The organism is Brachybacterium sp. (genome assembly GCF_052095815.1).
In the GTDB taxonomy this organism is placed as follows: Bacteria; Actinomycetota; Actinomycetes; order Actinomycetales; family Dermabacteraceae; genus Brachybacterium.
On sequence record NZ_JBQDLF010000010.1, the window covers coordinates 54,038 to 80,980 of the forward strand.

Here is a 26,943-nt window from a genome sequence, read left to right on the forward strand (position 1 = left end):
TCAGCCGATCAGCAACGGATCAGTTGCCGGTGAGCTTGGCGCGCAGGGCGGCCAGGGCCTCGTCGGAGGCGAGGGTGCCCTCGTCCGAGGAGCTCGACTGGTAGGAGGACTGCGACGCGGGGGCCGCGGACTCCGTGGAGGAGGAGGAGGACGAGGTGGAGGCGGCCGCCGGAGCGTTCGCGGACTCCTCGTCAGCCTTGATTGCCTCGACGACCTGCGCCTTGTGAGCGGTCCAGCGCTCGTAGGCGGCCGCGTACTGGCCTTCCCACACCTCGCGCTGGGCGTCGTAGCCCTCGAGCCACTCGTTGGTCTCCGGGTCGAAGCCCTCGGGGTACTTGTACTCGCCGTTGGCGTCGTACTCCGCAGCCATGCCGTAGAGCGCCGGATCGAAGGTCGAGTCGTCGCCCTCGGGGTCGACGCCCTCGTTCGCCTGCTTGAGCGACAGCGAGATGCGGCGACGCTCGAGGTCGATGTCGATGACCTTGACGAAAACGTCCTGGTCGACGGTGACGACCTGCTCGGGCAGATCCACGTGGCGCTGAGCCAGCTCGGAGATGTGCACGAGGCCCTCGATGCCGTCCTCGACGCGCACGAACGCACCGAAGGGAACCAGCTTGGTGACCTTGCCCGGGACGACCTCGCCGATGGCGTGGGTGCGGGCGAAGAGCTGCCACGGGTCCTCCTGGGTCGCCTTCAGCGACAGGGAGACGCGCTCGCGGTCCATGTCCACGTCGAGCACCTCGACGGAGACCTTCTGGCCGACCTCGACAACCTCGGAGGGGTGGTCGATGTGCTTCCAGGACAGCTCGGAGACGTGCACCAGGCCGTCGACGCCACCGAGATCGACGAAGGCGCCGAAGTTGACGATGGAGGACACAGCGCCCTCGCGGACCTGGCCCTTCTGGAGGGTCTGGAGGAAGTCCGAGCGGACCGCGGACTGGGTCTCCTCGAGGTAGGCACGGCGTGACAGGACCACGTTGTTGCGGTTCTTGTCGAGCTCGATGATCTTCGCCTCGATCTCCTGGCCGACGTAGGGCTGCAGGTCGCGGACGCGACGCATCTCGACGAGGGAGGCGGGGAGGAAGCCGCGCAGGCCGATGTCGACGATGAGGCCGCCCTTGACGACCTCGATGACGCGGCCGGTGACGACGCCCTCGTCTTCCTTGATCTGCTCGATCGTGCCCCAGGCGCGCTCGTACTGGGCGCGCTTCTTGGACAGGATCAGACGGCCTTCCTTGTCCTCCTTCTGGAGAACCAGGGCCTCGATCTCGTCTCCGACCTCGACGACCTCACCGGGGTCGACGTCGTGCTTGATGGACAGCTCGCGCGAGGGGATGACGCCCTCGGTCTTGTAGCCGATGTCCAGGAGGACCTCGTCGTGATCGACCTTCACCACAGTGCCTTCGACGATGTCGCCATCGTTGAAGTACTTGATGGTCGCATCGATGGCTGCCATGAGTTCGTCGGCGCCGCCGATGTCGTTGATGGCGATCTGGGGGGTCGTGGTGTCGGTCATGTAGGTAAGGACTCCGTCGGGACAGGAAATGAGTAGGGTCGATGGACGTGCAAGCCCTCCGGAGAGGACCTGTCGGTGCCCGTGCCGTGCTCGACGTGGTGAACACGACGGTGACGGCTCGGCCACAGACCTTCGAAAGCCTAACAGCCCGGACGATGAACCGCGAGGGCAGGACGGTCCGGAACGCGAGTGGCGGATGTGAGTTCCGTCCTGCTCCTCTCCCCGCTTCTCCCGCCGCGCCTCTCGCCGCTGCTTTCGCAGTTGCCGGTCAGGTCCTGATTCCTCAGTGTGCTGCCTCGCGCCAGGTGCGGCCGATGCCGATCCCGACCTCGAGCGGCACCGACAGCTCATACGCCGAGTCCATGCCGTCCTCGACGATCTCCCGGACCCTGTCGAGCTCGCCGGGAGCGACCTCGACCACCAGCTCGTCATGGACCTGGAGCAGCATCCGGGAGGAGAGCTCGGCCTCACGCATCCGGCGCTCGACGGCGAGCATGGCGAGCTTGATGATGTCTGCGGCGCTGCCCTGGATCGGCGAGTTCAGGGCCACGCGCTCGGCGTTCTCGCGACGCTGGCGATTGTCCGAGGTGAGGTCGGGGAGATAGCGGCGGCGTCCGAGGATGGTCTCGGTGTAGCCGGTGGTCCGAGCCGTCTCGACACTCTGCTGGAGGTAATCGCGCACACCGCCGAACCGTTCGAAGTATCCGTCGCGCAGAGCCGTCGCCTCTGCGCGGGAGACCCGCAGCTGGCGGGACAGGCCGAAGGCGGAGAGCCCGTAGGCCAAGCCGTAGCTGACCGCCTTCGTCTTCGAGCGCATCGCCGGATCCACCGCATCGGGACTCACCCCGAACACCCGTGAGGCGACGAAGTTGTGCAGGTCCTCCCCGGAGTTGAACGCCTCGATCAGGCCCTCGTCCTCGGAGAGGTGCGCCATGATGCGCATCTCGATCTGTGAATAGTCCGCGGTCAGCAGGGTCTCGAAGCCGTCCCCGGCGACGAAGACGTCGCGGATCCGCTGCCCTTCGGAGGTGCGCACCGGGATGTTCTGCAGATTCGGCTCGGTGGAGGCGAGACGCCCGGTCGCCGCGGCGGTCTGCTGGAAGGTGGTGTGCACCCGGGAGCTGCTGTCCACCGCCTTGTCCAGGCCCACCAGGTAGCCGGTCAGCTTGCTCATCTCGCGGAAGCGCAGCAGCCAGGAGAGGAAGCGATGCCCTGCGGAGTCCGGATCCAGGGTCTCGGAGAGATCGGTCAGAGATTCAGCATCGGTCGAGTGACCCGAGGAGATCTTCCGCGTGGTGGGCAGGGAGAGCGTCTCGAACAGCACCACCTGCAGCTGCTTGGGAGAGGCGAGGTTGACCTCCTCCCCCACGATCTCGCCGGCTTCGCGCTTGGCCTGGGCGACGAAGCCCTCGAACTCCTGGCGCAAGGTGGCCACCGCCGGGCCGTCGAGAGCGATCCCACGCTCATGCATGGTCTCCAGCACCGCCTGCAGGGGGCGCTCGAGCTCATCGAGGATGCGCAGCGCCCAGGGTTCCTGCGCCAGGTTCTCCCCGAGCACCTCAGCCGCCGGGTGGAGCGCGGCAGCGGCTCCCGCGAGGCGGGCCGCCGCGCGGGCGACGTGCTCGGCGCGGACCTCCGGGGCCTCCTTGGCGAGAGTCGAGGGGGCGGGCTTGCGCGGACGCGGCTCGAAGCTCACGCCTGCGAACTCGGTGCCGAGCGCTTCCGCGTCATAGGTGCGGGCGCCGGGACGCAGCACGAAGGATGCCAGGGAGAGATCGTGCAGCTGTGCCTGGGGACGGTAGCCGCGCTCACCCAGCCACGAGCGGACCGCAGGAGCGTCGGCGACCAGAATCTCCGTGGCGCGATCAAGGGCGGAGGCGAGCAGGGAGGAGGCCTCCGAGTCCAACCGCTCCAGCTGCACAGCGCCGCGCGCATCCGGTGTGGCCAGGCCCAGCAACGCGCCGCCGCGGACGTCTTCGACCACATCGAGGGCGAGGATGTCGCCGCCGGTGTCCAGCAGCTCCTGCAGCCCCGCGACGTCCTCGATCATGAGGACCTCCGAGACCTGCTGCTCCTCCTCTGCCGCTGCGACCGAGACCGACTCTCCGAGCAGCGAGGCGGGCAGGTCACGGCGGATGGTGTCACCGAAGGCGAGGTCGTCGAACACCTCGAGCACGCGGGCGCGGTCCCCGCCTCCGAGGGCGTAGTACGCGGGGTCCTCGGGCAGATCCAGGGTGGTGAAGGCGGCGTTCATCAAGCGGTTCCGCTCGACAGCCTCCAGATGGTCGCGCAGAGACTGGCCGGCCTTGCCCTTGATCTCACCGGCATGGGCGATCACCCCGGGCAGGTCGCCGTACTGGAGGATCCACTTCGCGGCGGTCTTCGGGCCGACGCCCGGGACGCCGGGGAGATTGTCCGCCGCCTCCCCCACCAGCGCCGCGAGATCCGGGTAGCGCTCCGGGGGAATGCCGTACCTCTCCACCACGCCCGCCGGGGTCATCCGACGCATCTCGGTGACGCCCTTGATCGGCTGGAGCAGCGTGACCTTCTCGCCGACCAGCTGGATCGCATCGCGGTCGCTCGTGACGATCAGGGCTTCGTCGCCCGCCGCCTCGGCGCGCGTGGCGAGGGTGGCGATGATGTCGTCCGCCTCATAGTCCTCGTAGGTGAGCCAGCGCACTCCCAATGCGTCCAGGACCTGCTGGATCAGAGCGATCTGACCATGGAAGGCGGCGGGGGTCTCGTCCCGACCGCCCTTGTACTGGTCATAGATGCGGTCGCGGAAAGTGCCGCCGGGCAGATCGAACGCCACCGCCAGGTGCGTCGGCCGCTCGGAGGCGACCACGTTGATGATCATGCGGGTGAACCCGTACACGGCATTGGTGGCCTGGCCTCGGCCGTCGCTGAAGCCCTCCGCCGGCAGGGCGAAGAAGGCGCGGAACGCCATGGCATGCCCGTCGATGAGGAGGATGCGCTGGTCGTCGGTGTCACTCGCATTCATGGGGAGCAGTCTCCCATGTCGTGCCGACACCCGCTCCCCCGCCGGGCTGTGGCACGCTCTTTCCATGACCGACAGCAACCGCCCTGATCACACCGCCGCGCCACCACTCAGCCCAGAGCTGCGGGCGCACTTCGCCCCGCTCCTGCGCGGCACGCTGGTGGAGCGGTGCGGGATGGAGCTGCTGACGCTGGATGCCTCGGGCGGGACGATCAGCATGCCGGTGACGGGCAACCTGCAGCCGGCCGGGCTGCTGCACGGCGGTGCGACGATCGCACTGGCGGAGACCATCGCGTCCTTCTCGGCGATCCTGCGGGCCCGTGAGGTCCACGGCGAGGGGGCGCAGGCGGTGGGGACCTCCGTCTCCGCTCTGCACCATCGCTCGGCGAAGCAGGGCAACGTGATGGGAACCTGCCGGGCCCTCCACCTCGGGCGCCAGGTGGCCAGCTATCTGGTGGAGGTGCACGACGAGCAGGGCACGCTGCTGAGCACGATCACCGTCTCCACCCAGCTGCTCGCACCACGCTGACGCCTCCCACCGATCTGACCGGCCGGCATGCGACGCGTCACGCTCCCGCCCGTCCTACTCGGGCGCCTCGAAGTTCTTCGCTGTGCCGGGCTCCAGCACATTGGCCTCTGACCAAGTGTACTCACGGAGCTCTCCGAGCCGGGCGTCGAACTCAGGCCCCAGCTCGAACTTCCCCATCCTCCCGGAGTACGCGACCGTCGCAGTCTCCTCCGCCTCCAGGCCCGTCCTCATCACCTGCCGGCACATGCCGTAGTCGGTGCAGGCCTCCGAGCCGGTCAAGATCGCCGGGATCGCCCCCGCGAGCGCGGTCCCCTCGACCGAGAGCGCATGCTGAGCTGCCAGGCAGGCCATCGTGAACGCGTCGTATCCCTGCTGCGAATAGGCGTATCCGGTGCGCAGGAAGTCGGCATTGAGGTTGAGCATCATATTCTGGTGCTCCTTCGTGATCTCTGCGCCGGGTTCATAGCTGGTCGCCGAGGTGAGGCATTCGGGCACGAGGTCCTCCGCCACCTGCTCCCGCGAGAAGTCGACCGTCGCCGCCGGCGCGAGGCGCTTGGGGAACTCGACCTTGGGGCGCTGGCCGGGATCTAGGGTCGCCGAGTAGAGCGCCGACAGGAAGGGCGCCGCCTCTGCACCGCCGTTGAAGATCAGCAGAGCAGGCGGAGCGTCCATCACCGCCTTCACCCGGGCCGCGATGTCACCGAAGTTCCCGACCTCGTAGAACTGCTGGGAGACCACGCTCCCGTTGCGTGGGACGAGTTCCTGCTCGAGCTCGTAGAGCAGGCTCCGGCCCTGCAGGGTGTCCTCCGAGAGATAGGCGATCGTCCCCTGCGGCCCGGCCTTCTCCGCCGTGCTGCCCAGCGCGATATCCGCATACTGCAGCGCCATCGTGAGGTCCGAGGGAGAGAGCCGCACCAGCAGGTTCGCCGTCTGCACCTCGGGCTGGCGCAGATCGCGTCCGGAGGTGAACACATCGATCACCGCAATCCCCGCCTCGACCAGGGCCGGCATCGCCGCGATCAGCGACTCCTCATCGATCGAGGTGATCACACAGGTCACACCAGAATCGGCCATGCCCTGGATGACCGGGGTGAGATCCTCCCCCGGCTCCTGCATCACATACCGGTCGGAGAGCTCGACCTCGTACCCGAACAGCCCGTCCCATCGCGCGTTCACGTCGATCCTGGCCATGGTGATCGACACCGCGATCGCTTCCTCGAACTTCGCCATCCGGCCGTAGTTCGCACCGATCTGGCCGATCACCAGAGGCGTCTCGGGCTCCGAGAGGGCTTCAGCGGTAGGCGGGGGCGTGGTCGCACGGCGGCGGCCTCGACGCATCCCGCCTTCGCCGCAGGCCGTCAGCGCGCCGGCACCGAGCATCCCCGCTCCGAGCCCGCGCACCAGCGTACGTCGTGAGATCGCCATAGCCCCGCTGCTCCCCTTCTCGTCCCGGCCCACCCCGGCCCTGGTGACCTCAGTCCTTGCTCTGACCGCCCAGCTGATCGATCACGGCATCCGCCACCTCGCGCATCGTCAGGCGACGATCCATCGAGGTCTTCTGGATCCAGCGGAACGCCTCCGGCTCGGACAGTCCCATGTTGGTCTGCAGCAGGCCCTTGGCGCGGTCCACGCGCTTGCGGGTCTCGAAGCGCTCCCCGAGGTCGGCGATCTCGGACTCCAGCTGCGTGATCTGCTGGAAGCGCGAGATCGCGATCTCGATCGCCGGGAGCAGATCAGCGGGGGTGAAGGGCTTGACGACGTACGCCATCGCGCCGGCGTCCCGTGCGCGCTCGACCAGCTCGGTCTGCGAGAAGGCGGTGAGCATGACGACCGGCGCCAGGTTCTCCTCGCCGATCCGCTCGGCCGCGGTGACGCCGTCCATCTGCGGCATCTTGACATCCATCACCACCACATCGGGGCGCAGCTCGCGGGCCTTCGCCACGGCGCTCTCGCCGTCACCCACGGCTACCAGCACCTCGAATCCGGCCTCGGCGAGGGTCTCGACGATGTCCATGCGGATGAGGCTCTCGTCCTCAGCCACCACGGCAGTGCGACGCGGCGCACCGTCACCGGGCAGAGTCTCGTCCTGGGCGTCGTCGGGAAGTGAAGTCATATCGTCAGTCATGTCGCCCTGTGTCTCGGTGTGGGCCTGGCGTACAGGTGGCGTGCACCCGCGCGTTCGAGGCCGGTGGTCATCAGCGGTATCCTAATCCAGCACTCCCTCGTGGGGGGCCAGCCGGGTTGGCGGAATGGTAGACGCGGCGCACTCAAAATGCGCTGTCCGTGAGGGCGTGCGGGTTCGAGTCCCGCACCCGGCACCAGTTCCAACATCACAATGGCGCCCGACGGCTTTGCAGCCGCGGGCGCCATTGTCGTGATGAGGGTCTCGCTCAGCCCTCCTGACTCGCTGCGCTCCTACCGCTCGCGAGCTCACAGAACGTCGCTCAGCCCTGCTGGATCAGCCCTGCGGGCCGGCGGCGATGTTGCTCGCCTCGATGCGAGCCGACTCGGTGCCGTCGAGGTCACCGATGCGGTGCACGCGCAGGGTGTTGGTCGAGCCGTGGACGCCGGGGGGCGAACCGGCGGCGACGATGACCAGGTCGTTCTTCTGGAGGCCCTTCTGCTCGCGGAGCAGATCGTCGACCTTGCCGACCATTGCGTCGGTGTCGTTCTGCATCGGCACCAGGTGCGACTCGATGCCCCAGGTCAGGGACAGCTGGCGGGCGACCTCGGGGTACGGGGTCAGCGCCAGCAGGGGGATGGTGGGCCGCAGGCGAGAGAGCCGGCGGGCGGTGTCTCCGGACTCGGTGAAGGTCACCAGGTACTGCGCGGAGAGCTGATCGCCGATCTCGGCGGCCGCGCGGGTGATCGCACCGCCGCGGGTGTGCGGAATGGTGCCCAGCGGGAGGATGCGGTCTGCGCCGTTCTCCTCCGTGTTGGTGATGATGCGTGCCATGGTGCGCACGGCCTCGAAGGGGTACTTGCCCACGCTGGTCTCGCCCGAGAGCATGACCGCATCGGCACCGTCGAGGATCGCGTTCGCGCAGTCCGATGCCTCTGCACGCGTGGGACGCGGGCTCTCGATCATCGACTCGAGCACCTGGGTGGCGACGATCACGGGCTTCGCGTTGCGGCGGGCCAGCTCGATGGCGCGCTTCTGCACCAGCGGGACCTGCTCCAGCGGCATCTCGACACCCAGGTCGCCGCGGGCGACCATGATGCCGTCGAAGGCGCCGACGATCGAGCGCAGCGCCCGGACCGCCTGCGGCTTCTCGATCTTCGCGATGACGGGGACGCGGCGGCCCTCTTCCTGCATGATCCGCAGGACGTCATCCATGTCATGCGCGTCACGCACGAAGGACAGCGCGACGAGATCTGCGCCGAGGCGGAGGCCGAAGCGGAGGTCCGCCACGTCCTTCTCGCTCATGGCGGGCACGGACACGGCGACACCGGGCAGATTGATGCCCTTGTTGTTAGACACCGGTCCGGGGACCTCGACGACGGTGACGACCTCGGTCTCGGTCACCTCGGTGACGCGCACCGAGACCTTGCCGTCGTCGATCAGCAGCACGTCGCCGGGGCGGCAGTCGCCCGGCAGGCCCTTGAAGGTGGTCGAAACCCGTTCCCGGGTGCCCTCGATGTCATCGGTGGTGATGGTGAGGCTGTCGCCCACCTCGAGCTTGTGCGGGCCGTCGGTGAACTTTCCGAGCCGGATCTTCGGACCCTGCAGATCGACCAGCACGGCGACGTTCTTGCCGAGGTCCTCCGCGGCACGACGGATGTTCGCGTAGACCTTCGCGTGATCATCGTGCGTTCCGTGGCTGAAGTTCATCCGGGCGACATTCATCCCCGCTTCGATCAGCGTTCGGACCTGCTCGTAGGAATCGGTCGCCGGCCCGAGTGTGCAGACGATCTTGGCTTTCCGCATGTCAACCCATCTGTAGTTCGTATGTAGGGCCGCGACCCTAGTCAGCGGGCCCGCGCGCGTGCGCTGCCCAAGGGCCGCAGCATCGCGTGTCGAACCCTAGTCTTTCATACTGTGACAGGCTTCTCGCCGGGGCGCACGGGCTGTGGCAGGGACGTGACCCCCATCAGGTGCTCATCCACCGCTGCGGCGCATGAGCGACCCTCCGCGATCGCCCACACGATGAGGCTCTGACCGCGTGCGCAGTCCCCCGCGGTGAACACCCCGTCCACACTGGTGGCCCAGTCGGCATCGTGCACGATGTTGCCGCGTGAGGTGATGTCCACTCCCAGCGTGGTGAGCAGCCCCTCCTCACTGGCACCGGTGAAGCCCATGGCGATCAGCACGAGCGTGGCGGGCAGCACCGTCGCGGTGTCCGGGGTGGGCACGCGGGTGCCGTCGACGAAGCGGGTGCGTGCGACCTCGAGCCCGCTGACCGCGCCCTCGGAGTCGACCTCGAAGCCGGTGGTCGAGGCGAGATAGGAGCGGTCGCCGCCCTCCTCGTGCGCGGTGGACACCTCGAACAGGACCGGGTGGATGGGCCAGGGCTGGCGCTCGTCCCGCGCGGACGGCGGCTGGGTGCCGATCGCGAGGGTCGTCACCGAGCGGGCCCCCTGCCGCAGGGCGGTGCCCAGGCAGTCGGCGCCGGTATCGCCGCCGCCGATGATCACGACGTCCTTGCCCTCGGCCGAGAGCGGATCCTCGATCCAGTCCCCCTCCACCAAACGGTTCGCCTGGGTGAGGTATTCCATCGCCGGGTGGATGCCAGTGGCCTCGCGGCCGGGGACGGTGAGCTCGCGCGGGACGCTCGCACCGGTGGCGAGCACCACTGCGTCGAAGCGGGAGCGGAGCTCCTCGACGCTCAAGGCGCCCTCCCCCGTGCCGCCCACGTCGATACCGGTGCGGAAGCGGGTGCCCTCGGCGCGCATCTGCTGAAGGCGTCGGTCCACGAAGCGCTTCTCGAGCTTGAACTCGGGGATGCCGTAGCGCATGAGGCCGCCGAGGCGGTCGTCGCGCTCGAGCACCACCACGGAGTGACCGGCCCGGGTGAGCTGCTGAGCGGCGGCCAGGCCCGCAGGGCCCGAGCCGACGACGGCGACCGAGCGGCCGGTCTGGCGGGTGGGCTCGACCGGATCGAGCCAGCCCTCCTCGAAGGCCCGCTCGACGATCGAGAGCTCGATGTTCTTGATCGTCACCGGTGGCTGGTTGATGCCCAGCACGCAGCTGGACTCGCACGGCGCCGGGCAGGCGCGGCCGGTGAACTCCGGGAAGTTGTTGGTGGCGTGCAGGCGCTCGCTCGCCTCCCGCCAATCCTCCCGGTAGACCAGGTCGTTCCACTCGGGGATCAGGTTGCCCAGCGGGCAGCCCTGGTGGCAGAAGGGGATGCCGCAGTTCATGCAGCGCCCGGCCTGGCGGGAGACGACGTCGAGGGTGCCCTTCTCACGAGCCTCGTACACCTCGCGCCAGTCCATCAGTCGCAACGGCACGGGCCGGCGGGCCGGCAGCTCACGGTCTCGGTAGCGCAGGAATCCGCGGGGATCAGCCATGGGTGGCCTCCAGTATCTCGTTCCAGACATCGTTCGCATCGGGGTCGTTGCCCCGGGCCACCGCATCCTCACGGAGCGCGGTGATGGTGAGGAAGGCGCGCGGCGCGATCTCGGTGAGCCGACCGAACAGCTCCTCCTCGTCCGCGAGCAGCGCGGCCGCCCGGTCGGAGCCGGTGCGCGCGGCGTGATCACGCACCGCCTCAAGCACGAACTCGCGGTGCTCGTCCTTGACGGCGCTGAGCTCGAAGCCGGCGGCGTCGGCCGGATTCAGGCGGCTGGGATCCAGATCCAGCACGAACAGCGTGCCGCCGCTCATCCCGGCGCCGAGGTTGCGTCCCGTCGGGCCCAGCACCAGCACCGCACCGCCGGTCATGTACTCCGCGCCGTGGTCGCCGATGCCCTCGACCACGAGGGTGGCTCCGGAGTTGCGCACCCCGAACCGTTCCCCTGCCGCGCCGGCCAGCAGCAGACGGCCGCTGGTCGCTCCGTAGGCGCAGGTGTTCCCCGCGATCGGTGCGGAGGTCAGCGACGGCGAGGTCCCGGCACCGTGGCCCACAGCGATGATCCCGCCCGAGAGGCCCTTGCCGACGTAGTCGTTGGCGTCCCCGGTCAGATGCATGCTGATGCCTCGCGGCAGGAAGGCGCCGAAGGACTGCCCGCCGGTGCCGTCGAGATCGAGCACGATCGAGTCGTCGGGGAGCCCGTCGCCGCCGGTGCGGCGCGTGACCTCATGACCGAGCAGGGTGCCGGCGCTGCGCTGCACGTTGCGGAGCGTGTCGCGGAGGCAGATCGAGCGCTCGATCCCCTCGATCACGGCGTCGGCCTGCGCGATCCAGGAATGGTCGGGAGCACGGTCCAGGTGATGGTCCTGGCCACGTCGACGACGGGGGAAGTCCCCCTCGTGGATGGTCGGCGCGGCGAGGATCGCCGCGAGGTCCAGTCCCTCCCGCTTGGCGGCGCCGAGCGCGGTGCCGGCATGCCCACCCTCGGCCAGGGCAAGCAGGTCGCTGCGACCGATCGCCTCGTCGAGGGAGCGCAGTCCCAGGGCCGCCAGGTGCTCGCGCACCTGCTCGGCGATGAAGCGGAAGAAGGTCACCACATGCTCCGCCTTCCCAGTGAAGCGTGCGCGCAGCTCCGGGTTCTGGGTGGCGACGCCCACGGGGCAGGTGTCCAGGTGGCAGACGCGCATCATGACGCAGCCGGAGACGACCAGCGGGGCCGAGGCGAAGCCGTACTCCTCTGCGCCCAGCAATGCGGCGATCACGACGTCACGGCCGGTCTTCAGCTGGCCGTCGACCTGCACCGTGATCCGGTCCCGCAGGCCGTTCAGCAGCAGAGTCTGCTGCGTCTCGGCGAGGCCCAGCTCCCACGGGGTGCCCGCGTGCTTGAGCGAGTTCAGCGGACTCGCGCCGGTGCCGCCGTCATGGCCGGAGATCAGCACGACATCCGCATGCGCCTTGGAGACGCCCGACGCGACCGTGCCCACGCCGAAGCGGGAGACCAGCTTGACGTGAACGCGCGCAGCCGGGTTCGCGGACTTCGCGTCGTGGATCAGCTGGGCCAGGTCCTCGATCGAGTAGATGTCGTGGTGCGGCGGCGGGGAGATCAGCCCGATGCCGGGCGTGGAGTGCCGGGTGCGGGCGATCCACGGGTACACCTTCTCCGGCGGCAGCTGCCCGCCCTCACCGGGCTTGGCGCCCTGGGCGATCTTGATCTGGATGTCCTTGGCGAAGGTGAGGTACTCGCTGGTGACGCCGAAGCGGCCCGAAGCGATCTGCTTGATCGCGCTGCGGCGCTCCGGGTCGCGCAGGCGCTCGGGGTCCTCGCCGCCCTCGCCGCTGTTGGACATGCCGCCGAGCTGATTCATCGCGATCGCGAGCGTCTCGTGAGCCTCCTGGGAGATCGAGCCGTAGCTCATCGCGCCGGTCATGAAGCGACGGGTGATCGCGTCGACCCCCTCCACCTCCGTCAGCGGCACCGGCTCCAGGGCCCCGGTGCGCAGGCGCAGCAGGCCGCGGATGGTCATCAACCGCTCGTGCTGGTCGTCGACCTCGTCGGTGTAGCGGCGGAACTCCTCGTACTGACGGGTGCGCGTGGAGTGCTGGAGACGGAAGACCGCCTCGGGGGTGAACAGGTGCGGCTCGCCCTCGCGACGCCACTGGTACTCGCCGCCCACGGGGAGGCTGCGGTGCGCGGGGCGCTGGCCGTCCACCGGGTAGGCGAGTGCGTGGCGGGCCGCGTTCTCCTGAGCGATCACGTCGAGCGTGATGCCGCCGATCCGGCTGATGGTGCCGGAGAACCACTCCTCCACAAGGTCGTGGGCGAGACCGACAGCCTCGAAGATCTGCGCGCCGCGGTACGAGGCGACCGTCGCGATGCCCATCTTGGACATGATCTTCAGGACGCCCTTGCCGAGGGCCTTGTTGAGGTTCGCGACCGCCTTCTCGGGGGTCACGTCGCTGATCACGCCGCGCTCGACGAGCTCCTCGACGCTCTCCATCGCGAGATAGGGGTTGATCGCGCTCGCGCCGTAGCCGATCAGCAGCGCGGCATGGTGGACCTCGCGCACATCGCCCGCCTCGACCAGCAGCGCCGCAGAGGTGCGCCGCCCGGTGCGCACCAGGTGGTGCTGGACCGCGCTGGTGAGCAGGAGGGACGGGATCGGGGCGAGGACCTGGTTCGCATCGCGGTCCGAGAGCACCAGGAAGGTGGCGCCCTCGTCGATCGCGCGGCCCGCCTCCTCACAGATCTCGTGCAGGCGCAGCTCGAGCGCCGCGGTGCCGCCTCCCACGGGGTACAGGCCGCGCAGGCGCACGGTGTGGAAGTCGGCGGTGTCCGGGTTCGCGTCGATCGCGATGATCTTCGCGAGCTCGTCGTTGTCGAGGATCGGGAAGTCGAGGGACAGCTGGCGGGCATGCTGCGGGGTCGCGTCCAGCAGGTTGCGTGAGCGACCGAGCGTCACGCCCAGAGAGGTCACGATCTCCTCGCGCAGGGAGTCCAGGGGCGGGTTCGTCACCTGCGCGAACATCTGGGTGAAGTAGTCGAACAGGAGACGCGGACGCTCCGAGAGCACGGCGATGGGGGTGTCCGTGCCCATCGCACCGAGCGGCTCGGCGCCCATAGACGCCATCGGCGCGAGCAGGATGCGCAGCTCCTCCTCGGTGTAGCCGAAGGTCTGCTGGCGGCGCACCACGGAAGCGCGGGAGTGGGTGATGTGCTCGCGCTCGGGAAGCTCGGAGAGGGAGACCTTCTGCTCGCGCACCCAGGTGCGGTACGGGTGCTCGGTGGCGACCTCGCGGGTGATCTCCTCGCTGGGCACGATCTCGCCGCGCTCGAGATCGAGCAGGAAGATCTCCCCCGGCGCGACGCGGCCGGTGCGCACCACGCCGCTGCGCGGCAGGTCCACCAGACCCGTCTCCGAGCCGAGCACCACCAGGTCGTCCTCCATCACCCAGTAGCGCAGGGGACGCAGCCCGTTGCGGTCCAGACGCGCGCCCACCCGGGTGCCGTCGGTGAAGACGGCCGCGGCCGGGCCGTCCCATGGCTCCTGGAGCGCGGCATGGAACTCGTAGAAGGCTCGCAGGTCCGGGTCCATCGACTCGTCGTTCTCCCACGGCTCGGGGATGAGCATCATGAGGGAGTGCACGAGGGAGCGGCCGCTGAGGTGGAGCAGCTCGAGCGCCTCGTCGAGGCTCGCCGAGTCCGAGGCTCCAGGGGTGTTCACCGGCAGCAGGCGGGCGAAGTCCTCGCCGAAGGCACCGGTGACCATCGACCCCTCGGCCGCACGGAGCCGGTTGCGGTTGCCGATCACGGTGTTGATCTCGCCGTTGTGCGCGAGGGTGCGGAACGGCTGGGCGAGCGGCCAGGCCGGGAAGGTGTTCGTGGAGAACCTCGAGTGCACGACGGCGATCCGGGTGGCCAGGCGGGGATCGCGCAGGTCCGGGTAGAACTCGTCGAGCTGGAAGGGCGTGAGCATGCCCTTGTAGACCATCACTCGCGTGGAGAGGGAGGGGAAGTACCCGGCGGTGGCGTGCTCGACCCGGCGCCGCACCGCGAAGGCGGCCCGCTCGAGGTCCAGCCCGTTGCGCGCCTCGGCCGCATCGGCGAGGAAGACCTGGACCATGTCCGGCCGCACGGCCTCCGCCGAGGGGCCGACGAGCCCGTCGGTGGTGGGGACCTCGCGGATGCCCAGGAGCTGCAGCCCCTCCTCCGCGGAGATCCGCTCGACGGCGCCGAGGACCTCGGCCCGGCCCGCGGCGTCGCGCGGCACGAAGGCGGTGCCCGCGGCGTAGGAGCCCGCGGGCGGCAGGTCGAGCCCGCTGACCTCGCGCAGGAAGGCGTCCGGCAGCTGGAGGATGATGCCGGTGCCGTCGCCGGTGTTCTCCTCGGCGCCGACTGCGCCGCGGTGGTCGAGGTTGCGCAGCGCCGTGAGGGCGTGCTCGACGATGTGGTGTCCGGGCTCGCGGAGGGTGGCGATCATCGCCACGCCGCACGAGTCGACCTCGGAGTCGGGGTGGTAGAGGCCCTGCGGGCCGGGGAAGGACGAGAAACGGGAGGTGAGCGGGAGCATGACGCAGAGAGCCCTTCGGAGTGGGCGGCCAGTGACGGGTTCGTCGGATTCGACGAGCACCCGGTGCCGGGGCTCGCCACCCGTCCTGGCGATCTGCGTCGCTCGGGGGTGCGGTGCCTACGGTCCGGGTGAGGGATCCGTGGCTGGGGACGGAGGCGTGCCGGACTTCTCCGTCTCGTCCTCGTCAGGGCCGTTGCCCGCCGTCTGCGCGGGCAGCTCGAAGGAACCGTCCGCGGCGACGACCTCTCCCCCACGCTGCTGCTTGCGATGGGTGAGCAGGAGGAACATGGCGACGCCCACCAGCGCCATCACGATCGCGACCACGGTGTGGATGCGCAGCGGGCCGATCATCAGCACCGGCTCGGAGCGGATCGCGTCGATCCAGGCGCGACCGGTGGAGTAGATCGCGACGTAGGCCCAGAAGATCCTGCCGCCGGCCCACTGGTAGCGGCGGCTGAGCAGCAGCAGCACGGCCAGGCCGGCGAGGAGCCACAGCTGCTCATACAGGAAGGTGGGGTGGTAGGTGCCGGGCACGCAGCCGCCGATGGTCTGTCCGTTGGTCACGCAGGTGACGTCCCAGGCCCACCAGGCGTTCAGCGGCGGGCCGTAGAGCTCCTGGTTGAACCAGTTCCCGGTGCGTCCCAGCGCCTGGGCGATCATCAGGGTGGGGGCGACGGTGTCGGCCAGGGCGGTGAAGGAGACGCCCTTCACCTTCGCCATGATCCACACTGCCAGCGCACCACCGGCGACTCCGCCGTAGATGGCGAGTCCGCCCTGCCAGATGTAGAGCACCGCGAGCGGGTCGCCGTCGGGTCCGAAGAAGGGCGCCGGCGAGGTGAGCACGTGCCAGATGCGGGAGCCGATGATGCCGGCGATCACCGCGACGAAGATGATGTCGAACAGCGTGTCGCCGTCTCCGCCGCGCTTCTCCCAGCGCTTGGTCGCCCACCACATCGCCACCGCGATCCCGGAGAGGATGCACAGGGCGTAGAAGTGGATCGTCAGCGGGCCGAGGGAGAGCGCAGAGATCGGAGAGCTGGGGATCATCGCGGCATCTCCTGTTCTCGGCTCATCGGGCTATCGGGGCTTCAGGTCATTCGCTGGCGGTCACGCGCGGGCGCGTTCGACGCCGGCGCGGAGGTCATCGGCCACGGCCGCGAGCGCGGTGCGGGCTGCGGCGTCGTCGTCCTGGTTCTCGAGCAGGGCACGGACGAACGCGGACCCGACGATAACTCCATCAGCGTACGCGCCGACCTGGGAGGCCTGTTCACCGTTCGAGACGCCGAGTCCCACGCAGACGTTCTTCGCGCCGGCCGCGCGAGTGCGCTCGACCAGGCCCTCCGTCGCTGCGGAGACGCTCGCGCGGGTTCCGGTCACGCCCATGGTGCTCGCTGCGTACACGAAGCCCCGGGTGTGCGAGACCACATGCTCGAGCCGATCACGGGGCGAGCTGGGCGCGACCAGGAACACCCGGTCCACGCCGTGCTTCTCGCTCGCGGCGATCCAGTCCGCGCCTTCATCGGGGATCAGATCCGGGGTGATCACGCCGGCGCCGCCGGCTGCGGCGAGATCGCGGGCGAAGGCGTCGGGCCCGTAGGCGAGGATCGGGTTCCAGTAGCTCATCACGAGGATCGCGGCGCCGCGGCCGGAGAGCGCCTCGACGGCCTGGAGCACGTGGCGGGTGCGGGTCCCGCCCTCGAGTGCGGCGGCGGCGGCCTCCTGGATGACCGCTCCGTCCATGACCGGATCGGAATAGGGCAGTCCCAGCTCGATCATGTCGGCGCCGTGGTCGATGAGGATCCGCGCGGCCTCGATCGAGCGCTCCAGATCCGGGAAGCCGACGGGGAGGTAGGCGATCAGCGCGGCCCGGTTCTCGGCGCGGGCGCGGTCCAGGACCTCGTCTGCGCGCAGGCGGTGGTTCTCAGCGGTGGTCATCGGGACTCCTCTGCCGGGTCGGTGGTCTCACGGGCCGCAGCGCGCAGCGCGGACAGATCGGCGCGGGCGGGCTCGTCCCCGACCAGGCCGAACCAGCGCGAGGCGGTGTCCACGTCCTTGTCCCCGCGGCCGGAGAGGCTCACCAGGATGACGGCGTCCTCGCCGAGCTCACGGCCCAGCACCAGCGCACCGGCCAGGGCGTGGGCGGACTCGATCGCGGGCATGATGCCCTCGGTCATGGACAGCAGGGCGAAGGCCTCCATGGCGGGGCCGTCGTCGATCGCGCGGTACTCGGCGCGGCCGATGTCCGCCAGCCAGGCGTGCTCGGGGCCGACGCTGGGATAGTCCAGGCCAGCGGAGACCGAGTGGGAGGGGATCGTCTGGCCGTCCTCGTCCTGCATCACGAAGCTGCGGGCTCCGTGGAGCACGCCGGGGGTGCCGCCGGTGATGGTCGCGGAGTGGCGACCGGTGGAGATCCCGTCGCCGCCGGCCTCGCAGCCGATCAGGCGCACCAGCGGGTCGGTGTCGTCGAGGAAGGCGTGGAAGATCCCCATCGCGTTGGAGCCGCCGCCCACGCAGGCGACCACCGCGTCGGGCAGGCGGCCCACCCGCTCGAGGGTCTGCGCCCGGGCCTCCTCGCCGATGATGCGGTGGAAGTCGCGCACCATGGCCGGGAAAGGGTGCGGGCCGGCGACGGTGCCCAGCAGGTAGTGGGTGGTCTCGACGTTCGCGACCCAGTCGCGGAATGCCTCGTTGATCGCGTCCTTGAGGGTGCGTGAACCCTGCTCGACAGCGATCACCTCCGCACCCAGCAGGCGCATCCGTGCGACGTTGAGCGCCTGGCGCTCGGTGTCCTCGCCGCCCATGTAGATGGTGCAGTCGAGGCCGAACAGCGCTGCTGCGGTGGCCGTTGCGACCCCGTGCTGGCCGGCACCGGTCTCGGCGATCACCCGCGTCTTGCCCATGCGCTTGGTCAGCAGCGCCTGCCCGAGGACGTTGTTGATCTTGTGGCTGCCGGTGTGGTTGAGGTCCTCGCGCTTGAGCAGGATGCGGGCACCGCCGGCGAGCTGGGAGAAGCGCGGCGCCTCGGAGAGCAGGGAGGGCCGCCCGGTGTATTCGGCGGCGAGGTGCTGCAGCTCGGCGATGAACTCGGGGTCGATGATCGCCTTCTCGTACATCTCGGTGAGCTCATCGAGGGCGGGCACCAGCGCCTCGGGCAGGAAGCGGCCACCGAAATCACCGAAGTAGGGACCCGCCTCGGAGCGCAGCTCGGAGAGCGGGCGCGTGAGGTCGGTGACGACTCGTTCGGAGAGGGAACGTTCGTGGTCGGGGCTGCTCATGCCTGAGCTCCTTCCGTGAGGGGGCGGCCGCGACGGGCCACCTGGCGGTACGACGTCACTGCAGCGGCCGGGTCTCCCGAGGTGACGAGCGCTTCGCCGACCAGCACCGCGTCGGCGCCGGCGGCGGCGTAGGCCTCGACGTCCGCCACCGAGAGGACGGCGGACTCACCGATCGCGAGCGGCCCCGCCGGGATGCGGCGCAGCAGGTCCGCGGCCCGCCCGAGGTCGACGCTGAGGTCCTTGAGGTTGCGGGCGTTGACTCCGATGATGTCCGCTCCGAGCGCGAGTGCACGGTCCAGCTCCTGGTCGGTGTGGACCTCCACCAGCGCCTGCATGCCGAGCTCCATGATGAGCTCGTACAGCTCGCGCAGCTGGGCGTCGTCGAGGGCGGCCACGATCAGCAGCACCAGGTCGGCACCGTGGGCACGGGCCTCGAACACCTGGTACGGCTCGACCACGAAGTCTTTGCGCAGCACGGGCACCTCGACCCGGGCACGGACCGCATCGAGATCGGCGAGGGTTCCGCGGAAGCGGCGCTGTTCGGTGAGCACACTGATCGCGGAGGCGCCTGCGCGGGCATAGACGGCGGCGAGCTCGGCCGGCTCCGGGATCTCGGCGAGAGCTCCCTTGGAGGGGCTGGCACGCTTGACCTCGGCGATCAGGCCCATAGTGGTGCCATCACCGCGCAGGCTCGCCCGGGCATCCAGAGCCGGACCGGCAGCCCTGGCCAGGCGCTGGATCTCGACATCGGGCACGGCGGCGCGACGCGGCGCGAGGTCCTCGCGCACGCCGTCGATGATCTCATCGAGGACGGTTCCGGTGGTGGTCACGCATGCCTCCTGCAGCAGGTCGGAGCGGTACGGCACGCTGTGCCGCGGGTTCCGCAAGGGTGGCCGGCGGGCGGGGTCAGCCGCCGACGAAGGAGATCGGGGCGAGGAACCAGAAAGCTGGCAGGTTCCTCAGCACCGCGAACAGGACTGCGATGCCGACCAGACCCAGCAGCACCGGCTTCGAGGGCATCAGGTCGGTGCGCAGTCCTCGGGCACGACGCACCGCCCAGGTCAGGAGCCCGGCCGCGACCAGAGGGATCGCAATGGTCACCAGCGCATTGCTCCGCAACGCGAGCAACAGATCACCGGCGAGCAGGGAGTGCACGGCACGGATCGCTCCGCAGCCGGGGCACTCCAGCCCCGTGAGGTGATTCAGGATGCACAGCGGGATGTGGGTGCGGAACGGGTCGAAGACCAGCTGCACCCCGGCCGCGACGGCCACGCCGCCGATGCCGATCGCGAGCGGCAGGAGAGCCCGACGAGGGCTGCGGGCGGGAGCGTGGAGCACGGCGCCGCCGTGCCCACTCCTCGCCGCGTCGATCACCTGGCGTCGGCCTCGGCGGGCACATTGCCCCGTGCGTTGGTGCCGCCATCGGCGGGCACATGTCCCCGCGCGTTCGCGCCGCCATCGGCGGTGACCTCGGCGGAGAGCTGGCTGTAGCCGCGGGGCTGGCCGAGCCCGGCCAGGGAGAGCACAACACCGACCACGATGGCCAGCACGATGATGCCGGCGCCGATCCAGATCAGAATCGTCATGTCCGACAGGATCATGCCGGCCGCGATGGGGATCGAACCGAGGACGATGCCGAGGTTCATGGTCCAGCCCGCAACGGTCTTGCCCTCGTTGTGATGAGGGGGCGGCGGCACAGCGTAGGTCTTCGGCATGATCCTTCTCCAGTCAGGGTCCCGGTCGGGGCCATTGTGCCACGTCATCCGCCGTCCGAGGCGCCCGGTCCGCGGCGTGGCGCGAGGCCCCGTCGCATCCGGTGAGGAGGATCACCCGGCAGTGCCGGGCCGCCCCTGAACGGGAGGTTCGGGACGGTCCTCGCCCTCGCCCTCACCGCGAGCGGTGTCCTCGCTGTCCACCTCACCGCTGCTGAGGCTCGGGTCCTCACCGCGGGTGAGCGCGTCCCACGCTGCGGCAGGGTCCTCGGCGGGATCACCGCGACGCACAGGCGCCGCCAGTGCCGCGCTGCGATAACGGCTGCCGGTCGGCCAGGACCGGCCGACCACGAGTACGAGCACGCCGATCACGGCGACGGCGAGAGCCGGGATCAGGGTCAGCAGCGGCCAGGAGGTCGCCTCTGCCTGCACCGCGGCTCCCAGCACCCCGGTCGCGGAAGCCACTGCGGAGCCCGCGGCGTCCTGCGGGGCCTGCGCCGCAGAGAAGGCGGCGAAGGCCGCTCCCACGCCGGTCACGATCAGCACCGGTCCGGTGAGGAACCGCAGCCAGGCCGACGAGAGCGAGGTGGCGAGGGAGGCCGCGATCGCCGCCAGGGAGAGCGCGAGCACTGCCGGAGCCGCCTCCGACCCCAGCACCTCGACCTGCTGGGCGGTGCCGGTCAGATCGGGTGCGGTGGCGTGGATCCAGGTGGTGCGGGTCGCCCCGGCCAGCAGCGCGGAGGCTGCGGTCGCGGCGAGCACGGTGGCGCGGCGACCGAGGCGGGCAGGGTGCCGGGCCGGGGGCTGCTCGCTCATGCCGGGCGGAGGGTCTCGGCCGAGGCCGCGGCCCGCAGCGCGGCGGCGGCCTTGGACTGGGTCTCGCGGTGCTCCATGGTCGCGTCGGAATCTGCGACCACTCCCCCACCGGCCTGGACGTGAGCGGTGCCGTCCTTGATCACCGCGGTCCGGATCGCGATCGCCATGTCCATGTCACCGGCGAAGTCGATGTAACCGACGGTGCCTCCGTAGACGCCGCGTCGCACGGGCTCCAGGCGGTCGATGATCCGCATCGCCGAGGGCTTCGGCGCACCGGAGAGGGTCCCGGCCGGGAAGGTCGCGCGCAGCGCGTCATAGGCCAGTGCACCCTCGCGCAGATGGCCGGTGACGGTGGAGACGATGTGCTGGATGTGGGAGAAGCGCTGGATGTGCATGAAGTCGCGCACCACCACGGTGCCCGGGGCGCAGAACTTCTGCAGATCATTGCGGGCGAGGTCGACCAGCATCAGGTGCTCGGAGCGTTCCTTCGGGTCGGCGAGCAGTTCGCTGCCCAGGCGCTCGTCCTCCTCCGGCGTCGCGCCGCGCGGACGCGAGCCCGCGATCGGGTGGGTGGTGGCGGTGGTCCCGCGCACCGTCACCAAGGATTCGGGGCTGGCTCCGACCACGTCGATCGGCTCGCCCTCGGCGTCGACGGTCCGCAGCAGGTACATGTACGGGCTGGGGTTCATCCGCCGCAGCACGCGGTACACGTCCAGCGGGTCGGCGGAGACCGGCAGCGAGAACCGCTGCGAGGGCACCACCTGGAAGATCTCGCCGTCGATGATGTCCTGGACGGCCTCGTGGACGGCCCGCTCGTACTCGAGCTGGGAGGTGCGGGCCTTGGGCTCGAGCTCGCGCAACGCGTCATAGACGATCGGCCCGGTGCTCACCGGGGTGCGCAGCCGTTCGCGCATCCTCTCGAGCCTCGCGAGCGCGTCGTCGTAGGCGGCGTCGACCCCGTCGGCCGTGGCGTTGAGGTTCAGGGCGTTGGCGACCAGCACCACGGTCGAGTCATGGGCGTCATGGACCACCACGTCCTGGGCGAGCAACATCGAGAGGTCCGGCAACCCGATCTCGTCCGGTGGGGAGGCGTCCAGCTTCTCCCAGTGCCGCACGGCGTCGTAGGCGATGAAGCCGACCAGCCCACCCGAGAATGGCGGCAGATGCGGCTGCCGGGCGGCGTGGAAGGCGCTGGTGACCGCACGCAGCGCCTCCACCGGGCTGCCCGCGGTGGGGACCCCGGCCGGGACGTCGCCGCGCCAGTGCGCCTCGCCGTCGCGCTCGGTGAGGACGGCGCGCGCCCTGGTGCCGATGATCGAGTACCGCGATGCCTCTCCCTCGCCTGCCGATTCGAGCAGGAAAGTGCCACGGGTGTCGCCATCGGCGGTGAGCCGACGGTAGAGCGAGACCGGGGTGTCCTCATCGGCCAGCAGGCGGACGCTGAGCGGCACTACCCGCTGCCGGGCGGCGAGCTCACGGAAGGTCGCCCGGTCCGGGGTGATCACGCCGAGCGCGTCCCCCTCCCGGCCGCCGACCTGCTCCGGATAGGCAGCCGCGCGGACGGGCTCGGCGGGCTCGGCAGTACCGTCGGTGCCCGGGCCGGTCAGGGGAAGGTCAGTCATGCCTGCGCTCCGTGGGGTCGAGGACGACGGCATCGAGATCGCCGCCGTCGAAGCAGGTGTCGGTCCCGCGATGGCAGGCCGCGCCGACCTGGTCCACCCGGATCAGCAGGGTATCGGCGTCGCAGTCCAGCGCGACGGAGCGGACCCACTGGACGTGACCGCTGGTGTCGCCCTTGCGCCAGTACTCCCCGCGGGAACGGGACCAGTAGGTGACGCGGCCGGTGCTGAGGGTGCGGTGCAGCGCCTCGTCATCCATCCAGCCCACCATCAGCACCCGCTGGTCGGTGGCGTCCTGCACCACAGCGGTCAGCAGGCCGTCGACGTCCCGCTTGAGGCGGGAGGCGAGGGCGGGGTCGAGACCCGAGACGGGCAGGGAACCGTCAGCGGAGGCGCGATCAAGGGTGCTCACAGTGCGCGCTCCAGCTCCTCGGCACGGTCGGCACGTTCCCAGGTGAACTCCGGCAGCTCACGGCCGAAGTGGCCGTGCACCGAGGTCAGCGAGTAGATCGGACGCAGCAGGTCCAGAGCGTCGATCAGGGCGGCGGGGCGCAGATCGAAGACCTTCCGCACCGCAGCGGCGATCTGGTGCGAGGGAGCGTGGCCGGTGCCGAAGGTCTCGACGTACAGACCCACCGGCTCGGCGACCCCGATCGCGTAGGCGACCTGCACCTCGCAGCGGTCCGCGAGACCGGCGGCGACGATGTTCTTCGCGATCCAGCGCATGGCGTAGGCGCCGGAGCGGTCGACCTTCGAGGGGTCCTTGCCGGAGAACGCGCCCCCGCCGTGACGGGCCATCCCGCCGTAGGTGTCCACGATGATCTTTCGACCGGTCAGTCCCGCATCGCCCTTGGGCCCGCCGAGCACGAAGCGGCCGGAGGGGTTGATGTGGGTGGTGACATCCGTGGTGTCCAGGCCCAGCGCTTCGAGGTCCTCGAGCACCGGGGCGATGACAACCTTGGAGATCGCCGGTGCCAGCTGGGTGAGCAGGTCGACCTCCTCGCTGTGCTGGGTGGAGACCACGATCGCCTCGACACTGCGGGCCACGCCGTCCTCGTCGTAGCCGATCGAGACCTGGGTCTTCCCGTCGGGGCGGAGGTAGGGCAGCACCCCGTCGCGGCGAGCGGTCGAGAGGTTGCGGGTCAGGCGGTGCGCGGCGTGGATCGGCAGCGGCATCAGCTCCGGGGTGTCCCGGCAGGCGTAGCCGAACATCAGTCCCTGGTCTCCGGCGCCGAGCCGCGCGAAGGCCTCTGCCGTGGAATCACCGCGAGCTTCGAGCGAGTTGTCGACACCCTGGGCGATGTCCGGGGACTGCGCGCCGATCGAGACCTGCACACCGCAGGAATCGGCGTCGAAGCCCTTCTCGGAGGAGTCGTAGCCGATCTCCCGGATCACATTGCGCACGATCGTCGAGACGTCGCTGTATCCGGAGGTGCGGACCTCCCCGGCGACGTGGACGAGCCCGGTGGTGACCAGCGTCTCCACCGCGACGCGCGCATCGCGGTCCTGGGCCAGCAGATCGTCGAGGATCGCGTCGGAGATCTGGTCGCAGATCTTGTCTGGGTGCCCTTCGGTGACCGATTCGGACGTGAAGGTGCGCAGCTTGCTGGAGGTCATGAGGATCAGGGTACTTCCGGGAGGGCGGTGACGAGTTCGTCGAGCACCGCGTGGGCGACGGCGGTCTTGCTGCCCTCGGCACAGGCAACTTCCTGACCGTCGCGGTCGAGAATGCGCACGGAGTTGTCGGGCGCGCCGAACACTCCGGTGCTGATGTCGTTGAAGACCAGCAGGTCCGCGCCCTTGCGTCGCGCTTTGGCGCGCGCCAGGTCGAGAGCCGTGGAGCCGTCGCCGCCAGTCTCGGCCGCGAAGCCGACGATCGCGGGCCGCTGGGAGTCTGCGCGGTCGAGCACACTGTGACGCAGGATGTCCTCGGTGCGGCGCAGGGCGATGGCCGGCACGGACTCGTCATCGCCGTCGTCCTTCTTGATCTTCGCGTCCGCGCGCGCGGCAGCGGTGAAATCGGCCACTGCTGCGGCCATCACCAGCGCATCCACCTCACCTCGATGCGCCGCGACGACGCTCGCGAGCTCGGCGGCGCTGCCCACATCGAAACGTTCGGCACCGGGCGGGGTGTCGAGGTCGACGTTGGCGGCGACCAGGCGCACCCGGGCGCCGCGGACGAGGGCCGCATGCGCGAGGGCCCAGCCCTGCTTGCCCGAGGAGTGGTTAGCGAGGAAGCGCACCGGGTCGAGATCCTCGCGGGTGCCGCCGGCGGTGATCAGCAGCTCGCGGCCGCTGAGGTCCCTTCGCACGGCTCCGTGCTGGTCGCGCGGGGCCGTGATCGCCGCTCTCGCGGCCTCGAGGATCGCCGCCGGCTCCGGGAGCCGGCCGGGCCCGGAATCCGGGCCGGTGAGGCGGCCGACGGCGGGCTCGATCACGGTGACGCCGCGTGCGCGCAGCACTGCCACGTTCTCGCGGGTCGAGGGGTGCTCCCACATCTCGGTGTGCATCGCGGGCGCGACCACCACGGGCGCACGCGTCACCAGCAATGAGGCGGTCAGCAGGTCATCGGCACGACCCATCCGCATCCGTGCGAGCAGATCTGCGGTGGCAGGGGCGATCACCACCAGGTCGGCCTCCTGGCCGAAGCGCACGTGCGCGACCTCGTCGACGTCCTCGAAGACCGAGGTGAGCACCGGATGGTGGCTGAGCGCCTCCCAGGTCGCCGCCCCGACGAATTCGAGGGAGGCGGGAGTGGGGAGGACGCGGACGTCCGCCCCTTCACCGACAAGACCGCGCACCAGGTGCGCGGTCTTGTATGCGGCGATGCCGCCGCCGACTCCGATCAGGACGCGGGCCCCGGCGAGGGGGCGCGACAGGATGCTCATCGGTTCAACCCGGCGATGGCCGAGTCAGAGCGTGAAGCCGGAGGGCGGGACCTCAGGAGCGTCGTCGCCGAGCATCAGCGGGGCCGGAGCATTCGGATCCGGCTCGTTCTGCGCGGCGTACTCCTCCTCGTCGATCTCGCGGACGGTCAGCAGGCCCTCATCGATCTCACGCAGTGCGATCGAGAGCGACTTCTCCTGGTTGTCGACATCCACCAGCGGACCGACGAACTCGAGCAGCCCTTCGGAGAGCTGCGAGTAGTACGCGTTGATCTGGCGAGCGCGCTGGGAGGCGTAGAGCACCAGGGCGTACTTGGAATCGACAGTCTCGAGGAGACGGTCGATCGGGGGGTTCGTGATGCCTTCGGGCTGAGCGACTGTTCCGGCCACGGATGTCCCTTCATGAGTTTCGGCGTGCGACGCTTCAGGATACGCCCTTGTGAGCTCGGGGGCGAGGGCGAGAGCGTGCGGGGTCAGGTGAGGTCGCGCACGCCGAGCAGCCCGGCGAGCTCATCGGCGGCGCGGTCCACGGTGTCGTTGACGATGGTGACGTCGAACTCGCCCTCTGCGGCGAGCTCGATCTTCGCCGTCTGCAGGCGGCGCTCGCGCTCCTCGGAGTCCTCGGTGCCACGCCCGACGAGTCGGTCCACCAGGGTGTCCCAGTCCGGCGGGGCCAGGAACACGAAGCGTGCCTCGGGCATCGACTCGCGGATCTGGCGGGCGCCGGCAAGATCGATCTCGAGCAGGACCGGGCGCCCTTCGGACACCTTCTGCTCGACAGGGCCCCGCGGGGTGCCGTACTTGTTGCGACCGTGCACCACGGCCCACTCGAGCATCTGCCCCTGTTCGATCAGCGAGGAGAAGTCCTCCTCGCTCACGAAGCGGTAGTGCACGCCGTCGACCTCACCGGGGCGCGGGGCGCGGGTGGTGGCGGAGACGGACAACCAGATCTGCGGGTATCGCGCGCGGATCGCTGCGGAGACGGTGCCCTTGCCGACGGCCGTGGGCCCGGCGAGCACAGTCACCGGGGCCGACGCCTTCACGGCGCCGGCCCCGGTGGTGGAGTGGTCGATCACTCGGAGAAGTGTGCGACGAGCTTCTCAGCCTGATGGGAGCCGAGGCCGCGGATCTTGCGGGATGGGGAGATGCCGATCTCCTCCATGATCTGCTGGGCCTTGACCTTGCCGACACCCGGGAGGGCCTCCAGCAGGGCGGAGACGCGCAGACGACCGACGACCTCGTTGGTCTCGGCCTCCTTGAGGACCTTCTTGATCTCCTCGCCGCGGTGTCCGGCGCTGTCCTTGAGCCGGGCCTTGATGGCGGCGCGCTCGCGACGAGCCTCGGCTGCCTTCTTCAGGGCGTCGGCCCGCTGCTCAGGGGTGAGGGGAGGGAGAGCCACAGTTCTTACCTCTTGTTCTCTTGCTGGTGACGGGGAGATCCGGGAGGACCTCGATGTGGGAAGAGCGTAACCCCATATTCGTGGTCGAGCGCACTTTTGACAGGCTTCGTCGC

The 26,943-nt window shown here is 69.9% G+C and carries 22 protein-coding genes and 1 tRNA gene; 2 read left to right on the forward strand and 21 right to left on the reverse strand.

All coding sequences use genetic code 11. The features are described 5' to 3' along the window. Positions 1-19: 19 nt before the first annotated feature. Positions 20-1,516 carry a 30S ribosomal protein S1 gene (gene rpsA / locus ACTH43_RS06265; protein WP_441444065.1) on the reverse strand — a complete coding sequence of 499 codons (1,497 nt, stop codon included), beginning with the start codon at positions 1,514-1,516 and terminating at the stop codon, positions 20-22. Positions 1,517-1,799: 283 nt separating this feature from the next. Beyond that, the gene (polA, locus tag ACTH43_RS06270; protein WP_441444066.1) at positions 1,800-4,517 is read right to left on the reverse strand and encodes a DNA polymerase I; all 2,718 of its coding nucleotides are present in this window, start codon (positions 4,515-4,517) and stop codon (positions 1,800-1,802) included. 64 nt (positions 4,518-4,581) lie between these two features. Here polA and ACTH43_RS06275 point away from each other — a divergent pair, with 64 nt between their 5' ends. Continuing rightward, a complete protein-coding gene (locus ACTH43_RS06275; protein ID WP_441444067.1) occupies positions 4,582-5,043 on the forward strand; it encodes a hotdog fold thioesterase in 462 nt (153 codons plus the stop codon). 54 nt (positions 5,044-5,097) lie between these two features. Here ACTH43_RS06275 and ACTH43_RS06280 read toward each other — a convergent pair whose 3' ends face one another. Continuing rightward, positions 5,098-6,468: an ABC transporter substrate-binding protein gene (locus ACTH43_RS06280; protein WP_441444068.1), complete on the reverse strand. Its 1,371-nt coding sequence runs from the start codon at positions 6,466-6,468 to the stop codon at positions 5,098-5,100. A 49-nt stretch (positions 6,469-6,517) separates the two neighbouring features. Beyond that, positions 6,518-7,156, reverse strand: a complete 639-nt coding sequence (locus ACTH43_RS06285) for an ANTAR domain-containing response regulator (protein ID WP_441444069.1) — start codon at positions 7,154-7,156, stop codon at positions 6,518-6,520. Between the two features lie 122 nt (positions 7,157-7,278). Between ACTH43_RS06285 and ACTH43_RS06290 the strand changes: the two genes are divergently transcribed. Then, positions 7,279-7,364 (forward strand) — tRNA-Leu (locus tag ACTH43_RS06290). A 137-nt stretch (positions 7,365-7,501) separates the two neighbouring features. On the opposite strand, the gene pyk is transcribed toward ACTH43_RS06290, so the two are convergent. The 17 genes from pyk to mihF all read right to left on the reverse strand — a co-directional run bounded on the left by pyk (position 7,502) and on the right by mihF (position 26,830). Further along, a complete protein-coding gene (gene pyk / locus ACTH43_RS06295; RefSeq protein ID WP_441444070.1) occupies positions 7,502-8,971 on the reverse strand; it encodes a pyruvate kinase in 1,470 nt (489 codons plus the stop codon). A 104-nt stretch (positions 8,972-9,075) separates the two neighbouring features. Beyond that, positions 9,076-10,554: a glutamate synthase subunit beta gene (locus tag ACTH43_RS06300; RefSeq protein ID WP_441444071.1), complete on the reverse strand. Its 1,479-nt coding sequence runs from the start codon at positions 10,552-10,554 to the stop codon at positions 9,076-9,078. Beyond that, a complete protein-coding gene (gene gltB, locus ACTH43_RS06305) occupies positions 10,547-15,124 on the reverse strand; it encodes a glutamate synthase large subunit (RefSeq protein ID WP_441444072.1) in 4,578 nt (1,525 codons plus the stop codon). The genes ACTH43_RS06300 and gltB overlap by 8 nt, the downstream gene beginning before the upstream one ends. Positions 15,125-15,241: 117 nt before the next feature. Further along, positions 15,242-16,171, reverse strand: a complete 930-nt coding sequence (gene lgt / locus ACTH43_RS06310) for a prolipoprotein diacylglyceryl transferase (protein ID WP_441444073.1) — start codon at positions 16,169-16,171, stop codon at positions 15,242-15,244. Positions 16,172-16,231: 60 nt separating this feature from the next. Then, positions 16,232-17,059 (reverse strand): tryptophan synthase subunit alpha, encoded by an 828-nt coding sequence (gene trpA, locus ACTH43_RS06315; protein ID WP_441444074.1) that lies wholly within the window; start codon positions 17,057-17,059, stop codon positions 16,232-16,234. After that, positions 17,056-18,399 carry a tryptophan synthase subunit beta gene (gene trpB, locus ACTH43_RS06320; protein ID WP_441444075.1) on the reverse strand — a complete coding sequence of 448 codons (1,344 nt, stop codon included), beginning with the start codon at positions 18,397-18,399 and terminating at the stop codon, positions 17,056-17,058. Before trpB ends, trpA begins: the two co-directional genes overlap by 4 nt. Next, positions 18,396-19,229, reverse strand: coding sequence for an indole-3-glycerol phosphate synthase TrpC (gene trpC / locus ACTH43_RS06325; protein WP_441444076.1), 834 nt, complete (start codon positions 19,227-19,229; stop codon positions 18,396-18,398). Before trpC ends, trpB begins: the two co-directional genes overlap by 4 nt. Positions 19,230-19,305: 76 nt before the next feature. Further along, positions 19,306-19,737: a DUF2752 domain-containing protein gene (locus ACTH43_RS06330; RefSeq protein WP_441444077.1), complete on the reverse strand. Its 432-nt coding sequence runs from the start codon at positions 19,735-19,737 to the stop codon at positions 19,306-19,308. Between the two features lie 32 nt (positions 19,738-19,769). Beyond that, positions 19,770-20,114: an HGxxPAAW family protein gene (locus tag ACTH43_RS06335; RefSeq protein ID WP_441444078.1), complete on the reverse strand. Its 345-nt coding sequence runs from the start codon at positions 20,112-20,114 to the stop codon at positions 19,770-19,772. A 111-nt stretch (positions 20,115-20,225) separates the two neighbouring features. Further along, positions 20,226-20,927 carry a Trp biosynthesis-associated membrane protein gene (locus ACTH43_RS06340; protein WP_441444079.1) on the reverse strand — a complete coding sequence of 234 codons (702 nt, stop codon included), beginning with the start codon at positions 20,925-20,927 and terminating at the stop codon, positions 20,226-20,228. Next, entirely contained in the window at positions 20,924-22,549 is a 1,626-nt protein-coding gene (locus tag ACTH43_RS06345; protein WP_441444080.1) for an anthranilate synthase component I, read from the reverse strand. The genes ACTH43_RS06340 and ACTH43_RS06345 overlap by 4 nt, the downstream gene beginning before the upstream one ends. Beyond that, positions 22,542-22,958, reverse strand: a complete 417-nt coding sequence (gene hisI / locus ACTH43_RS06350) for a phosphoribosyl-AMP cyclohydrolase (RefSeq protein ID WP_441444081.1) — start codon at positions 22,956-22,958, stop codon at positions 22,542-22,544. Before hisI ends, ACTH43_RS06345 begins: the two co-directional genes overlap by 8 nt. Further along, entirely contained in the window at positions 22,955-24,163 is a 1,209-nt protein-coding gene (gene metK, locus ACTH43_RS06355) for a methionine adenosyltransferase (protein ID WP_441444082.1), read from the reverse strand. The genes hisI and metK overlap by 4 nt, the downstream gene beginning before the upstream one ends. A 5-nt stretch (positions 24,164-24,168) precedes the next feature. Beyond that, a complete protein-coding gene (gene coaBC, locus ACTH43_RS06360; RefSeq protein WP_441444083.1) occupies positions 24,169-25,434 on the reverse strand; it encodes a bifunctional phosphopantothenoylcysteine decarboxylase/phosphopantothenate--cysteine ligase CoaBC in 1,266 nt (421 codons plus the stop codon). Between the two features lie 24 nt (positions 25,435-25,458). After that, entirely contained in the window at positions 25,459-25,821 is a 363-nt protein-coding gene (rpoZ, locus tag ACTH43_RS06365; RefSeq protein WP_299303474.1) for a DNA-directed RNA polymerase subunit omega, read from the reverse strand. An 83-nt stretch (positions 25,822-25,904) separates the two neighbouring features. Beyond that, the gene (gmk, locus tag ACTH43_RS06370; RefSeq protein WP_441444117.1) at positions 25,905-26,504 is read right to left on the reverse strand and encodes a guanylate kinase; all 600 of its coding nucleotides are present in this window, start codon (positions 26,502-26,504) and stop codon (positions 25,905-25,907) included. After that, positions 26,504-26,830: an integration host factor, actinobacterial type gene (mihF, locus tag ACTH43_RS06375; RefSeq protein ID WP_345080401.1), complete on the reverse strand. Its 327-nt coding sequence runs from the start codon at positions 26,828-26,830 to the stop codon at positions 26,504-26,506. The genes gmk and mihF overlap by 1 nt, the downstream gene beginning before the upstream one ends. Positions 26,831-26,943 lie beyond the last annotated feature (113 nt).

Excerpts from the sequence above, each read along its gene's own strand:
- rpsA (WP_441444065.1), bottom strand. The coding sequence starts at position 1,516 with ATGACCGACACCACGACCCCCCAGATCGCCATCAACGACATCGGCGGC.
- polA (WP_441444066.1), bottom strand. The coding sequence starts at position 4,517 with ATGAATGCGAGTGACACCGACGACCAGCGCATCCTCCTCATCGACGGG.
- ACTH43_RS06275 (WP_441444067.1), top strand. The coding sequence starts at position 4,582 with ATGACCGACAGCAACCGCCCTGATCACACCGCCGCGCCACCACTCAGC.
- ACTH43_RS06280 (WP_441444068.1), bottom strand. The coding sequence starts at position 6,468 with ATGGCGATCTCACGACGTACGCTGGTGCGCGGGCTCGGAGCGGGGATG.
- ACTH43_RS06285 (WP_441444069.1), bottom strand. The coding sequence starts at position 7,156 with ATGACTTCACTTCCCGACGACGCCCAGGACGAGACTCTGCCCGGTGAC.
- pyk (WP_441444070.1), bottom strand. The coding sequence starts at position 8,971 with ATGCGGAAAGCCAAGATCGTCTGCACACTCGGGCCGGCGACCGATTCC.
- ACTH43_RS06300 (WP_441444071.1), bottom strand. The coding sequence starts at position 10,554 with ATGGCTGATCCCCGCGGATTCCTGCGCTACCGAGACCGTGAGCTGCCG.
- gltB (WP_441444072.1), bottom strand. The coding sequence starts at position 15,124 with ATGCTCCCGCTCACCTCCCGTTTCTCGTCCTTCCCCGGCCCGCAGGGC.
- lgt (WP_441444073.1), bottom strand. The coding sequence starts at position 16,171 with ATGATCCCCAGCTCTCCGATCTCTGCGCTCTCCCTCGGCCCGCTGACG.
- trpA (WP_441444074.1), bottom strand. The coding sequence starts at position 17,059 with ATGACCACCGCTGAGAACCACCGCCTGCGCGCAGACGAGGTCCTGGAC.
- trpB (WP_441444075.1), bottom strand. The coding sequence starts at position 18,399 with ATGAGCAGCCCCGACCACGAACGTTCCCTCTCCGAACGAGTCGTCACC.
- ACTH43_RS06335 (WP_441444078.1), bottom strand. The coding sequence starts at position 20,114 with ATGCCGAAGACCTACGCTGTGCCGCCGCCCCCTCATCACAACGAGGGC.
- ACTH43_RS06340 (WP_441444079.1), bottom strand. The coding sequence starts at position 20,927 with ATGAGCGAGCAGCCCCCGGCCCGGCACCCTGCCCGCCTCGGTCGCCGC.
- ACTH43_RS06345 (WP_441444080.1), bottom strand. The coding sequence starts at position 22,549 with ATGACTGACCTTCCCCTGACCGGCCCGGGCACCGACGGTACTGCCGAG.
- metK (WP_441444082.1), bottom strand. The coding sequence starts at position 24,163 with ATGACCTCCAGCAAGCTGCGCACCTTCACGTCCGAATCGGTCACCGAA.
- coaBC (WP_441444083.1), bottom strand. The coding sequence starts at position 25,434 with ATGAGCATCCTGTCGCGCCCCCTCGCCGGGGCCCGCGTCCTGATCGGA.